General features: G+C 49.3%; 8 protein-coding genes and 1 pseudogene. 7 read left to right on the forward strand and 2 right to left on the reverse strand.

Going from position 1 to position 14,386, the window contains the following annotated elements; all coding sequences use genetic code 11:
• The first annotated feature begins 174 nt into the window (after positions 1-174).
• Both IPL71_RS11570 and IPL71_RS11575 read left to right on the forward strand, forming a co-directional pair.
• On the forward strand, positions 175-2,427 hold the full coding sequence (locus IPL71_RS11570; protein ID WP_345321713.1) for an S-layer homology domain-containing protein: 2,253 nt from the start codon (positions 175-177) through the stop codon (positions 2,425-2,427).
• Between the two features lie 50 nt (positions 2,428-2,477).
• Positions 2,478-4,613 (forward strand): S-layer homology domain-containing protein, encoded by a 2,136-nt coding sequence (locus IPL71_RS11575; protein WP_345321715.1) that lies wholly within the window; start codon positions 2,478-2,480, stop codon positions 4,611-4,613.
• Positions 4,614-5,022: 409 nt separating this feature from the next.
• Here IPL71_RS11575 and IPL71_RS11580 read toward each other — a convergent pair whose 3' ends face one another.
• Both IPL71_RS11580 and IPL71_RS11585 read right to left on the reverse strand, forming a co-directional pair.
• Complete coding sequence (locus IPL71_RS11580; protein WP_345321808.1) at positions 5,023-6,759, reverse strand: ATP-binding protein; 1,737 nt, start codon at positions 6,757-6,759, stop codon at positions 5,023-5,025.
• Between the two features lie 200 nt (positions 6,760-6,959).
• Positions 6,960-7,898 carry a bacterial transcriptional activator domain-containing protein gene (locus tag IPL71_RS11585; protein ID WP_345321717.1) on the reverse strand — a complete coding sequence of 313 codons (939 nt, stop codon included), beginning with the start codon at positions 7,896-7,898 and terminating at the stop codon, positions 6,960-6,962.
• Positions 7,899-8,137: 239 nt separating this feature from the next.
• Between IPL71_RS11585 and IPL71_RS11590 the strand changes: the two genes are divergently transcribed.
• From IPL71_RS11590 to IPL71_RS11610, 5 genes and pseudogenes are all read left to right on the forward strand, one after another.
• Positions 8,138-8,380 (forward strand): hypothetical protein, encoded by a 243-nt coding sequence (locus IPL71_RS11590; protein ID WP_345321719.1) that lies wholly within the window; start codon positions 8,138-8,140, stop codon positions 8,378-8,380.
• 229 nt (positions 8,381-8,609) lie between these two features.
• Positions 8,610-9,722, forward strand: a complete 1,113-nt coding sequence (locus IPL71_RS11595; protein ID WP_345321721.1) for a CSLREA domain-containing protein — start codon at positions 8,610-8,612, stop codon at positions 9,720-9,722.
• 196 nt (positions 9,723-9,918) lie between these two features.
• A pseudogene (locus tag IPL71_RS11600) lies at positions 9,919-10,014 on the forward strand (hypothetical protein); the annotation flags it as partial.
• 33 nt (positions 10,015-10,047) lie between these two features.
• A complete protein-coding gene (locus IPL71_RS11605; RefSeq protein WP_345321722.1) occupies positions 10,048-10,962 on the forward strand; it encodes an S-layer homology domain-containing protein in 915 nt (304 codons plus the stop codon).
• A 445-nt stretch (positions 10,963-11,407) separates the two neighbouring features.
• Positions 11,408-13,765: a histidine kinase N-terminal 7TM domain-containing protein gene (locus tag IPL71_RS11610; RefSeq protein ID WP_345321723.1), complete on the forward strand. Its 2,358-nt coding sequence runs from the start codon at positions 11,408-11,410 to the stop codon at positions 13,763-13,765.
• The last annotated feature ends 621 nt before the right edge of the window (positions 13,766-14,386 follow it).

Here is a 14,386-nt window from a genome sequence, read left to right on the forward strand (position 1 = left end):
TATGCATTGCCGATTCCAGATTAATATTCAGGAGTATATCATGCAGATATTAAGGCTCCCTACTTACACATATTGCAGCCCCATTTTACTTTCGTTAAATCAATTGAATAAAAAAAGGACGGCCCATGTTTTCTAAAAAACCAATTTTAAAAATTATTTATTTTATTTATGATCATGCTTTTACTGACGGGCGTCACGCCTGTCAAAGCCGACGCACTACCTGCTCCGCTTAGTTTTATCGACTATACCTTTACGGTTAATAGCACGCTTGACCTGCCGGATGACCTGACCCAGCCCGGCACCTGTCATACGGCAGCTAATACATGCACCTTGCGTGCGGCGATCATGCAGGCCAATAGAGCCGGTTTTATAGTTAGTAGTGTAACCATCAACGTGCCATCAGGCCACTATGTTCTGACACCTCCGGCTTCGCCAGCAGATGGTGACGAAAGCGGCGACCTGAATCTGACAACCCCAACCATCTCTCCTACGGTTTATCATATTATTGGCGCGGGCGCTGCTACGACTATCATCGATGCGAATTCCTATGACCGTGTGCTGCATGTTCACTCAGGTCGTTCCGTGGATATTACGGGTGTAACCATTCAGAATGGCTACCTGTTAACAGGCATCAATAGTGGTTGCGGAATCTATAACGAAGGTTTTTTAAATTTGAGTGATGTGGTAATTACGAATAATCATTGCGCTGGCTATGGAGGTGGAATATACAATTTAAATCAGTTGGGGATAAGTGACAGCACGATTAATCTAAATACCTCATCATTTGGCGGCGGCGGCATTGACGAAAGCGGCAGTTATCTGAGTATTGAGAACAGCACAATCTCCGGGAATTCCAGCACCGGCAGCAATGGCGGCGGCATTCTGAGCGGCGGGACGGAAATAAAGATCAGCAATAGTACGATAAGCAATAATAGCGCGTATGGTTCCGGCGGCGGGATTTACAATGCTTCTCAAAACTTAATCATCATCAACAGCACACTTATCGGAAATCAGGCATTCCTTAATGGCGGCGCGATCTTTAACAAGAACACAGGGCAGATGAATGTTTACAACAGTACCATCGCCGGAAATATTGCCGACTCAGATGCAGACATCAACGGTGGGCAGGCAGGAGGCGTGTATAACATTGGCACTTTCAACATGCGTAATACGCTGTTAGCAGGCAATAGCGTCAGCGGCGCTCCAGTCTATGATGATTGCAACGGGACAATCAGTTCATATGGGCGAAACTTGATCGGGGCTCCTTATGACGATACGAGTGGCAGTTGTACGGTCTATACCGGCACCGGCACCTGGACACAACTCAATGATCTTAACCTGCTTGGCATCTTGCAGGACAACGGCGGTCCAACAAAAACAGTTGCATTGCTGAAAGGCAGTAACGCACTTGATGGCGCTGACCCTGTGTTTGGTTGTACCGACTCCTCCGGGGTTGTCATCTCTACGGATCAACGGGGAGAAGCACGAGCAGGTGTGCGTTGTGACATCGGTGCGTATGAATTTAATGACTATACCCCGCCCACCGTTTCATCCATTGTGCGTGCCAATGCAAACCCAACCAACGCGGCGACTATATCTTTCATCGTCAACTTCTCCGAAACTGTAACAGGAGTCAACATCGGCGATTTTGACTTATGGACCAGCGGCGTATCAGGCACCGCTGTCAGCGGAGTCAGCGGCTCGGGCAGTAGTTACACTGTCAGTATCAACACCGGCACGGGCAATGGCACGATCCGCATGGATATGATCAGTAACGGCAGTATTAAAGATGGGGGAGGGAATCCATTGGAAGCCGGCTTCGCGGGCAATGAGTCCTACTCAATTAGCAAGACGGTGACTTTTGGCGATGTCCCATTAAATTATTGGGCAAACACATATATCGAAACCTTATATAACGCCGGCATCACTGGCGGCTGTTCAACCGTCCCGCTGAATTACTGTCCTGATAACACGGTTACCCGAGCACAAATGGCAGTCTTTCTATTAAAGAGTATGCACGGCTCCAGTTTTGCTCCGCCCGCTGTGGGAGCCAGCACCGGCTTTAGTGATGTCGCCGCCAATTATTGGGCTGCCGCATGGATCAAACAACTCGCAGCAGAAGGCATCACCAGCGGATGCGGCGCGAATGTCTATTGCCCCGATGCCACCGTAACCCGCGCCCAAATGGCGATCTTCCTTTTGAAAGCCAAACATGGAGTGGCTTATATCCCGCCCAATGCCACAGGCGTCTTTAACGATGTACCCGTCGGCTACTGGGCTGATAAATGGATCGAACGACTAGCCTACGAAGGCGTCACCTCCGGCTGCAGCGCGGGACTCTACTGCCCCGATGCCGCAGTGACACGCGCGCAAATGGCAGTCTTTCTGGTGAAGATATTCAATCTGCCGTTTGGAATAAATTTATAAGACCAAACTCGATTGACATCTATTTAAAAATGAGCATAAAAAGGATATCCATGTTTACCAAAAAAATTATTTTCAAATTTCAATCGATCATGATCTTTCTGACCCTGTTGATATTGACCTTCAGCACAGTTGGAGTCACACCTGTCTACGCGGCCCCGCTTATTGTGACCAATACTAATGACAGCGGAGCCGGTTCTTTGCGCCAGACAATTGCAGACGCATCCAGCGGCAGTACCATCACCTTCGATCCCTCACTCTCCGGCGCAACCATTCGCCTCGCTTCTGAATTGACTCTTTCCAAAAATGTGAATATTGACGGCTCTGCGCTGGCCTCAAAGATCACCCTCAGCGGCGATACAGATGGCAATGGCGTCGGCAATGTGGGTGTGATCTACATCACTTTTGACGTTATTGTTGGACTGAATAGTCTGATCATTACAAAAGGCTATACCACCTCTGGCGGTGGTATTCGTAACTACGGCCCGTTGTTAACGATCACGAACAGTATTATCACTGGCAACTCTTCTATTTACGAAGGCGGCGGTATTTTTCTCAGCGGCCCTGGTGGGCAAGAGACCATAATAAAAAATAGCACAATATCTGGCAACAAAAGCGAAACCGGTGGTGGAGGTATCTTCAGCTACAACGGCACACTTACGATCACAAATAGTACGATCTCTGGTAATTCTGCCATTGGAGATGAAGTCAATGAAGGAGGCGGATCTGGCGGCGGCATCTTTAACCAGAATAACAGCCTGATCATTATCAACAGTACGATCAGCGGCAATAATGCGGAAAACAACGGCGGCGCTATCTTTAATTTCCAGGATGGCACTGCCAATGTTTACAATTCAAGCATTGTTTACAACGGCGCGAACGGGGATGCAGATGCAGACGGTCTGGCCGGCGGCGTGTACGTCATGAGCGGCGGAGTCTTCAATCAGCGCAATACGATCTTGGCGGGGAACAGTGTCAGCGGCGCTCCGGTCTATGACGATTGCCATGGGACCGTTAACTCGTATGGGCAAAATCTGATTGGAGCGCTTGGACTAACCACGAGCGGCAGTTGCACAAAAAACGGCAGTTGGACACAACTCAATGACCTCAACCTGCTCGGCATTTTGCAGAATAATGGCGGCCCAACAAAGACCGTTGCGCTCCTCGCCGGCAGCAACGCAATCGACACTGCAGATTCAATTTTTGGTTGCGTAAACTCTTCCGGCGTTGTGCTCCCTGCCGATCAGCGCGGTTATGGCCGGGCCGGCGTTCGCTGTGATATTGGCGCTTATGAATTTAATGGGAACGTCCCGCCTACTGTTTTATCCATTATGCGCGTCAATCCGAATCCAACCAATGTGGCAACTGTATCTTTCACTGTTAACTTCTCTGAAGTTGTGACAGGAGTCAGCATCGGCGATTTTGACTTACGGACAAGCGGCGTATCAGGCGCCGCTGTCAGCGGAGTCAGCGGCTCAGGCAGTAGTTACACTGTCAGTATCAACACCGGCAGCGCAGCAATGGCACGATCCCGCATGGATGTGGTTAGTGACGGCAAGCATCAAAGATGGGGCGGGAATCCGTTGGCAGCTGATTTCACGAGCGGCGAAGCCTATACGGTTCTCAGATCAGCCACGTTTGCAGATCTGCCATTAACCTACTGGGCCAGCGGTTATATTGAACGCCTGTTCAACGCCGGCATCACTGGTGGCTGCGGTACGGGCATCTACTGTCCTGACAATACCGTCACTCGCGCACAAATGGCGATCTTCTTATTGAAAGGGATTCACGGTTCAAGCTATGCGCCGCCTGCTGTGAATGGCAATACCGGCTTCGGTGACGTGGCCGCCGATTACTGGGCCGCCGCGTGGATCAAACAACTGGCCGCCGAAGGCATCACCAGCGGATGCGGCGGCGGCAATTACTGTCCCGATAGCACCGTTACCCGCGCGCAGATGGCAGTGTTTTTGCTGAAAGCCAAGAACGGCTCCAGTTATAGTCCGCCCGTTGTGGGGAGCAGCACCGGCTTCAACGATGTGGCAGTCAATTATTGGGCAGCTCCGTTCATCAAGCAACTTGTCACCGACGGCATCACCAGCGGTTGCGGCGCAGGCAACTACTGCCCCGATGACTCAGTCACCCGCGCACAAATGGCAATCTTTTTGGTGAGGACATTTAATCTGCCGTAATGAATGGATTTTTATTGGAATTAATTCTCCATTCACGAAGTTCATGAAGGAACACGAATTAATTATATTCATCGCGGTCAAAGTTTTATTTTCGATAACGTCTAATATATAAAACGACTCACCCCGAAATTAAGGTTTCGTGGGTGAGTCGTTTTTTAAGAGAAAATGTGACGTGGATTTTTTGTCCTGTTCCGCATCCCATTAATTAATCCAGATTGCGACCTTGAACTGTAGCCACTCCATGAAAGCCCTTTGGCCGCGAATTGCACGAATTTCCGCGAATCTGAGAAAAAAATCCGTGCCAATTCGCGAAATTCATGGCAAAGATTTTAGGATTTTGGGTATGGTGGCAACTTGAGTTAATTAAATTCGGGGCGTGTCATGGTTATGATTTCAATCAGTGATTAACTTATAGATCGCGTAATATGGCAGAGACCACGTCCTCAACAGATTCCTGATTCCATGTGTCTTGCTCAGGGAGCGGCTGGCTATCCATCTCTTTTAGCAAAAGGATCGCCCGCTGGCGTGTTTCTTCTGCAATCCCAGAATGATTAATAAGAAAAGACAGCAAGTGATGGGATATTTCCCGGCGCTCTTGTTTAACCGTCAGGGCAGCTACTGCCCCTAGAATATCAAGCATCAGTTGAACGTCCGCGACTTGAAACGCCAATTTCAACGCTTGTATCAATTGCTCTCTGGCTTCAGCATGTGCATCGGTTGCCAGAGAAACATCTGCCAGACCAGTCAGCGCAACGGCTTCTCCGCGTTGATCATTAATTTTGCGTTTCATTTCCAGGCTTTCGCCAAGCAGTTGGCGCGCTGTTTCATACTCGCCTTGTTTGGCCGCGAGTTTTCCTGCATTGCCGAGGGTGGTGGCGGCTCCATGTATATGATCCTGTTTTTTTAATATCCCGCTGCTTTCGACGTAATATTGCTGTGCGGTATGAAAGTCACCTTGTGCTTGCAGCAGGTTGCCGAGATTGTTGAGCGCCATGGCTGCGCCGAGCTCACTTTGGATCGAGCGATATACGGCAACAGATCGTTCAAAATAACTGCGTGATTGCTCGTAATTGCCCTGCGCTTTGGTGCAGCTTCCCAAAAAATTAAGAGAGAAGGCGGCTCCATCTACATTCTCCGTTTTTTCAGAGATGCTCAGGCTTTCTGTTGCCAAAGCGATCGCCTGGGCATAATCACCAGCGTAGTAATTTGTGATCGCAAGTGAATCAAACACCCGCGAGCGGCGGGACGGGTCATCCATATTTTCCAGATGATTTAATGCCTGTTGCAAGTCGGCGCGGGCTGACTCCAATTGTCCAATGTGAATGTGCATACGCGCCTTGCGCCCGAGTAATTCACAGAGCAGGCCTGTTGTTTGATTTCGATCCTTTTCATTAAGAATGGTAAGTGTATCTTGAAAGAGGGTAATGCCTTCTTGAAACCAGCTTTCCACACTGAAAAAACTATGTAGAACGCCCGCGGTATTTTCCAGTTCCTGAAACATTCCGGTTTTTGATGCCCGCTCCCAGGCCATGCGGATGTTGGCTCGTTCTGGCCGGATCAAGGCGCGCTGCTCTGGAGATTCTCCGTCGCCCAGTTGCGTTAGGAAATTAAGATAATAAGATGTGTGACGGGATGCGGCCTCTTCCATTGCTTCAGGAAGAGCGGACAGTTTTTCGGCGGCATATTGGCGCAGCAAAGGGTGAATATCGTAACGCTCAGCAGACTGACGTTGTAGAAGTGATTTATCTGTCAGATCGATGACGGGCATCCACTCGTCGGTGGATGGTGCCACTCCAATTACAGTCAATGCGGCTTCCAGGCTAAACCCGCCGCTAAATAAGGAAAGTTGGGCAAATGCTGTTTGCTCTGCAGGAGAGAGCAAAGACCAGGAGCGTTCAAACACTGCCCGCAAACTGCGATGACTCGTTGGTGCATCGTGATATGGGATTGCCAGAAAATCGAGGTCTTTTTCAATTTGGTCGGCGATCTGTGTGCAAGTGTAATGGGGGATCCAGGCTGATGCCAGTTCAATTGCCAATGGCATACCTTCGACCAGACGGCAGATGCGTATTGCAGCGGTGGTCTCTTCATCAGTAAAGTGGAAGGTGCGATTCACACGTTGTGCATTTTGGCGGAACAGGGTCATCGCGCTGTATTCTTCCGCTTGCGCCGCACCCGCTTCAGGTACGTTCAGACCGCGCGCGTCGAAGATCGTCTCTGCATATAAATTAAGCCGCTCGCGGGAGGTGACCAGTAATTTCACGCCCAAAGCCTGGTGAAGAATTTCCACCAGAAATGTAATTCCGCTTCCGGCCTGATCCACGAGCTGTTCAAAGTTATCCAGAATTAACAATACTTCCCGTTCACGCAGATATTCAAGTACTTCCTTTTGCGGAGACTGCGCGCCGTGAAATATAAATCCGATGCTTTCGGCAATGCGGGCGGATATGGTTTCGGGCGTATCCACAGTTGCGAGCGGAACAAAACTGATTCCATGTAAAAATTGACCGGGGGTGCGCTCTGCCAGATAGCGCGCTGTTTCATTTTGCCCATGCCGCCGGGGCCGGTAATGGTGACCAAACGATTTTCTGTGGATGTCAACCGATGTGCGAGTTCAATGATCTCGTTTTGACGTCCGACAAATGGTGTGGCGGCGGCAGGCAGATTGAGCATGGGCGGAAATTCGATCTGTTGAAATTTACGAAACAAATCAGTTGAAGCCGATGCCGGGCTGATGTGCAGATCTGTGTTCAGCTTTTGTTTTAAGTTTTGGTAACATTGCAAGGCAGCGGCGCGTTGACCGGTGCGCATGTACAATCCCATTAAAGTGCGGCAGGCTTCTTCATCATAAGGGTCGAAGCGCTGCCAGCGTGAAGCAGAGAGCAGCCCTTCGGTATGGCTGTTCTTTTTGCGGTAATAGTGTGTCAGAAAACGGAATCCATCACGGGCTGTCTGTCTTAAGTGTTCACGTTGGAGAATGGCCCATTCCTCAAATCCAATTCCATCCCGTAAATGAAATCCATCCAGAAAATCCCCTTGATATAGATCCAGCGCGGCTTGTAGTTTTGCGGCAGAGTCTGCATCATTGGGAATTTCACTGCGTCCGGATAATCCCAAATCTTTGAATTGACGTTCAAATTCCCCCGCATCGAGCCAGATATCGCTTTCTGTGTTGAAGGCCAGCGTGTCGCGTGTGATGATAAAAAATCCCCAACTTCGCGTCGTAAAGAGGTCAGGATGGTGCGCAGGTTGGTAAGTGCCTGGGCTAGCGGACGATCTGCCCATAAAAGCTCGGCCAGTTTTTCGCGCGTAACCGGGCGTTGGTTGTATGCGAGGTAAATGATCAAAGCCTCGGCGGCACGTGAAGGCAGTCCGGTGACCCGTTTGCCTTCTTTTTGAATTGAAACTTCACCTAATACTGTCAGTTGGAGTTTATGAGGCATGGCTCTGAGCGTTTTCTAAGCGGTTTATGAATATAGTTGACATTAAATATCCACTATCTTTATTGCGACCCAATGGTATCCATGAAATCAACTCATTCAGATCAAGATTCAGATTATAGCACGCAGTCAACTACTGATATTGTGATTCCGCTTCGTCATTATCACGCATATCTCCTGCGGGTTTGGCGTGAGGATGAGCTTACACCCTGGCGCGTGCAGCTTGAGAATCCCCATACCCATGAAGTGCTCGGCTTCCCAACGCTGGAAAAACTTTTGATCTTTCTGGATGAAAAATTCCCCGCTGGGGAAGGAGTTGAAAAATGACAGGTCAATAATCCCACTAGCCATCCGACACTTTGCTTTTTTGGACGCTTGCGAAGTGAAACGCAGATGAACGCAGATTTTCCAAAAACCATGAGCAAAAAATGTTTTTATCAGCGTTTTCAGCGTTCATCTGCGTCCTAATTTTAAAACTGTCAGGCCGCTAGTAATCCCACTGTGTTTTATTTTTACTTCAATTAATTCAACTCAAATCTATGTTTGGAGGTTTCAAATGAAAATTAATATTCGAGCTTTTTCGATCTTTTTCCTGGCTGCTGCGCTGGCGCTCTCTGCCATCACTGTTGCGCCAGTCACACCTGCGTATGCGAGCGCGTTTGTTGTCAACTCACTCAATGACGTGGATGATGGCACCTGTAATGGCACGCATTGTTCTTTAAGAGAAGCAATCAATGCTGCAACCTTTGTGGGATCAAACGACATTATCACTTTTAGCGTAAGCGGCACGATCTATCTTTCTTCCATTTTGCCCACGATATATAGCGACGGCACGCTGACCATTGACGGCGGAAATACCATCACGATCAGCGGCGACACAAATATGACCGGCGCAGGAGATGTGCAAATATTTTCTGTATTTAACGGCGGAAACCTGACTTTGCAAAACATCACATTGACCAAAGGCATGAATTCCGTTAGCAGCGGCGGCGCCGTCACAAATCAGGGCATCTTAACAATTAATAACAGCATCATTTCAGATAGCGCCACAACTGCCGTTTCAAGCGGCGGCGGCGCTGTTTCCTCTGAAACTGGCTCTGCGGTACTAACCATTACCAACAGCACCTTCTCCGATAATACAACCGCATATTTGGGGGCGCCATTCTTAACTCTGGCGGCAGCACAGCCACCATATCAAACACCACATTTATTGGAAATATGGCCATCAGCGGTAACGGCGGCGCAATCAATAATAGCGGTGCAACCCTTATTGTTTCCAGACAGCGTCTTTTCGGGAAATATCGCGTTTGATAATGCTGGAGCCATTATCAATCAGGTCGGCAGCGGCACATTTACCATTAGCGGCTCAACCTTTATAGACAATCAAGCCAACTTTGCAGGGGCGATCATGGCGTCCAACGGCAATGCTGAAATTTCAAACAGCACTTTCTCAAATAACTCAGCCGTCAATGACGCGGGCGCCATCTATTTTACGGGCAGCGGCTCCTTGAATATTTCGAACAGTACATTTTCCGAGAACAGCACAATCAGCAGCCGGGGCGGCGCGATCTTCTCCTTTGGCAGTGTATCCCTTACCAACGTCACACTCTCGCGAATACAGCCCCCGACGGCAATGGCGGCGGCATTCAAATCTATAACAATACGTTGACTCTTAAAAATACCATCATCGCAAATAGCAGCGGCGGGATTGTATACTCACTGGCAGCAGTTCCATTGGAACAGGCTCGAGTCATAACCTGCTCAAATCCACCGGAGCAGAAGCCTGTGGACTCACCAACGGAGGTTCCAACAACGTCATCGGTTCAGACCCAAACCTCGGCATACTGACAGGTTCTCCGGCATATCTGCCCCTCAACAGTGGTTCCCCCGCCATCGACACAGCCAGTGACGCAACCTGCATCGCCGCGCCCATCAACAACACCTCGCAAAATGGAGTTACTCGTCCGCAGGATGGTGATGGAAATAACACAGCCGTGTGCGATATCGGCGCGTATGAAGCGCCTGATACTACCGCCCCCACAGTCACATCTTCTGCCCGTGCATCTACAAACCCAACCAGCTCCACCAGTGTGAATTTCACCGTCACTTTTTCAGAACCTGTGACCGGTGTGGACTTAACCGATTTCGCCCTGACGACAAGCGGCGTATCCACCGCCGCCGTTAGCGGACTCAGCGGCTCAGGCAATGTCTACACTGTTGGCGTCAACACCGGCGTTGGCAGCGGCACGATCCGTCTGGATGTATTGGATAATGACTCCATTCTAGACTCAGGTCTTAATCCACTGTCCGCCGGCTTTACTGTTGGTGAAAGTTACACTGTGAGCAAGACAGCCATTTTTACCGATGTTCCATATAGCTACTGGGCAAATAGTTATATTGAACGTTTATATACAGCAGGCATCACCGGCGGCTGTGGCACGGGCATCTACTGTCCCGATAACTCGGTCACTCGCGCGCAAATGGCAATCTTCCTATTGAAGGGAATTCACGGCTCAAGCTATGCGCCGCCTGCTGTGGGAGCCAGCACCGGCTTCGGTGATGTCGCCACCGATTATTGGGCAGCCGCATGGATCAAACAACTGGCCGCCGAAGGCATCACTGGCGGTTGTGGCGGCGGTAACTACTGTCCGGATAACGTAGTCACCCGCGCACAAATGGCAGTCTTTTTACTGAAAGCCAAGAACGGCTCCAGTTACAGTCCGCCCGCCGTGGGAGTCAGTACCGGCTTCAACGATGTCGCCACCGATGCCTTTGCTGCGGCCTTCATCAAGCAGTTGGTAGCAGATGGCATTACTGCTGGTTGTGGCAACAGCAACTACTGCCCAAATGATTCAGTCACCCGCGCGCAGATGGCGGTCTCTCTCGTAAAAGCATTTAATCTACCGTAAGCATAAATTTATTTTGTAGAGTAACATGACTCACCCCGAAATTAAGGTTTCGTGGGTGAGTTCGTTTTTTTAAGAGCAAATGGGACGCACGCAAAGCGAAACGCTGAAAACGCGGATTTTTTGTCCTGTTTCGTATCCATCCGCGCTCGTCAGCGTCCCAAATTAAATTCGGGATATATCATGTTTTTTGTGCCAGCTCGCTCAAGATGATTTTTTGTCCGCGAGTTGGTCCGAAATTAGCGGAAACTCGCTTGGAGTAGGGGATGGATTCCTAGTCTTGCGTACGTTCTGTTCTAAAGAGTGTGCCAGAGTATGATAAATTACCCGTTTCTTTTTACAGGTTTCTCTCTTTGTGCTTTTACAAAATCAGGTAAACTCAATCTTACGCATAATTTGTATTCAAACATATTACATCCCTTTGAGTTAAACGGAAAACCAGACCCTCTTGGACCTTTATCAAATCTACGTTATTCTCTTTATGCTCGGCAGCGTGCTGCTGACCGGACTCTGGCTATATTTGCGTCAGATCGAAAACCGCATCCCGACACTTAACACCCTCAGCAGCATTATCCTGTTGGAAGTGGGAGTTTTGGCGTTTCAGTTTTTTGAGATCTCGGCAAAAGACCTGAACACAAAAGTTCTGTTTTTAAACTTGAAATTCTCACTTTATAGTATGCTGCCCGTTTTGCTGCTTAAGTTTGGGCTGGAATATACCGGAGAGATGAAGCCCGCCTGGCAGGGCGTTTTTCGTTTCTTGTGGAGCGCCACGCTCATTGCCGGCATTCTGGCAATCACCAGTCCCTATCACACCTTGTTTCGTTACGATTATGTTTTAAATACTGCAAACCCGCTTGCCTCACCAGATCAGACATACGGGCCGTTTTTCTATCTTCATCAGATCATGGTCTACGGTATGGGGATTTCTACGGTCGTGTTGTGGGTTACAGCGTATCGCGCGAAAAATGTTCACCTCAAAGAATTTATGGTCATGATACTGGCGGTTGCGATTCCTTTTCTGGCGATTCAGACCAGCCTCTGGAGATTTTCTCCCCTGCCGGGATTCAACATCGGGCCGCTTGCCAATGCAACGGCGGCTTTCGTCTATTGGTTTGGATTATCGCGCCTGCATTTATTTGACCTGAAACCTGTGGCGCACAGCATCATTTTGGAACGCATGACCGATGCGATGTTGATCGTGGATAAAAGCGGACGCGTTGTGGATTTAAATCCCGCGGCGCGCGCGCTTCTTCCGGCGGGGATGCAGGATGCGATTGGGCAGCCGTTATCCAACATCATCCCCGGCGAGAATTCACTGCAATTGCAGGATCAATCTCAAACAGAAATTACATTAAATATAGAAGAAACCGTGCGTGATTATGCTGTAAGGGTTTCTCTTTTGCATGAGAAAAATGGCAGACATACAGGTTGGCTGCTGCTCTTTCAGGACGTGACCTTGCGCAAGCAGAGCGAAAGCCAAAAGAGAAAACTTGCCGCGCTGGAAGAACGCGAGCGCCTCGGGCGCGACCTGCACGATGATATTGGTCAGGTGCTGGGCTTCTTTAATGTGCAAACGCAGTCGGTTTCTGCGCTGCTCGATCAGCAAAAGATCGGTCAGGCTCAGGTGGAATTGGCGCGGCTGATCAGCGTTGCCCAAAAAGGCCAAAGCACAGTCCGCCGTTATATTCTCGATCTGCGCGTGGAAAAGCAGACAGAAATGCCGCCGCCCGCCGTCGATTTTGTCAGCGTCTTAAGCGACTATCTCAACAGTTTATTTATTGAATACAACTTTGAAGCGGATCTGTATCTGCCGGATGATCTGCCAGATTTGCAACTGGCGCCTTTGAGTGAGCTGCAGCTGCTGCGCATTATTCAAGAGGCGCTGACCAATGTGCGCAAATATGCGGGGACAAATTTGGCGCGGATTTATATTGAAGCACAGGCGGAAAATATTCAAGTGGTGATCGAAGATCAAGGGGCTGGCTTCGACCCGCTGGCAGTGGCGGGCGATGCTCACTTTGGTTTGCAGATCATGCGTGAGCGGGCGGCGAGTGTCAGTGGAACTTTCACAGCGGAGAGTCAGCCTGGGAGCGGCACCCGCCTAACCGTCGTCGTGCCGCGGATCTTATCCGGTGTTGAAAATGCTCCGGCGTGGCGCGTCCTTTTGGTGGACGATCATTCGCTTTTCCGCGAGGGGCTGCGGACTTTGCTGAGTGTGCGCGGTATTAACATTGTGGGCATTGCTGAAAATGGATTGGATGCGCTGGAACAAACCCGCGCCCTGCTGCCAGACCTGATCTTGATGGATGTGGATATGCCGCAGCTGAATGGCGTGGAGGCGACCCGCCGCATTAAAGCCGAGTTCCCGGATGCGCGGATTGTAATGCTGACCGTTTCTGCGGATGACGAAACTTTATTTGGCGCTTTACGCGCTGGGGCTTCGGGCTATTTGCTCAAGAATTTGGATGACAAGGATTTTTATCGCCTGCTTAAAAATATCATGCGCGGCGAAAGCGTGCTTTCGCCCGGGCTGGCGGCGCGCGTGCTGGCCGAGTTTGAAAAGAACCCGATTAAGAATACCCCCGTTGAAAATCAGTCGCCAATCACTCCGCTGCCACAATTGACCGAACGGCAATATGAAGTCTTGGATTATGCCGCGCAGGGTTTGATCTATAAAGAAATCGGGCAACTGCTGCATTTGAGCGAGCGTACCATCCGCTATCATATGGGACAAATTCTTAATGCCCTGCAAGTTCAAAACAGCCGCGAAGCGATCATGCTGGCGCGCAGGCAGGGGTTGGGGTAGAAAGATACACTCAGAAATCGGGTAGATTGCTATTGTAGAATGACGCAGCCAAATAGGCTGCGTCATTCTGTTTTATGGGGGAGATAAATTTTGCGCCAATCCACTTCTAAAAGATCGTAACTACTCGGGAGGCAAGACCCTAAGAGCCTGTTTAATAACTTCACCACAAGGCACAAAGGCACGAAGCCACTAAGCCACTAAGTTTTCTTCCTTTGAGTCTCACCTGCACTGCAACAAATGCAGCGCGGTGCAAGTGTTGAGACTTGGTGCCTTATTACCTTGGTGGTTGTGGTCAAAAAAACAGACTTATTAAACAGTTTCTTGGGTCTGTGTGTATAAGAAGAAAAATGAATGGGTACTTCTAAAAACTTGCATTTTTGACAGATATCACCAGACTGTCGTTGAACGACAGTCACAGATTCTGTATTCGCCCATAGAATATCGGAATTATCAGCATTCATATTCACGAGGTGACCCGACCCAAATCTACTTCTGCCGTTTCTGTTTGGTTAATTTGTACAGACTCAATAGTTGAAACATTCAAAAAGGAAAAAATAAGTGCAATCTTCATTTAAGAAATCAGTTTTTATGCTACTCACCCTGCTGGCGCTGATGTTAGCA

The organism is Candidatus Villigracilis proximus (genome assembly GCF_016717045.1).
Taxonomy (GTDB): Bacteria; Chloroflexota; Anaerolineae; order Anaerolineales; family Villigracilaceae; genus Villigracilis; species Villigracilis proximus.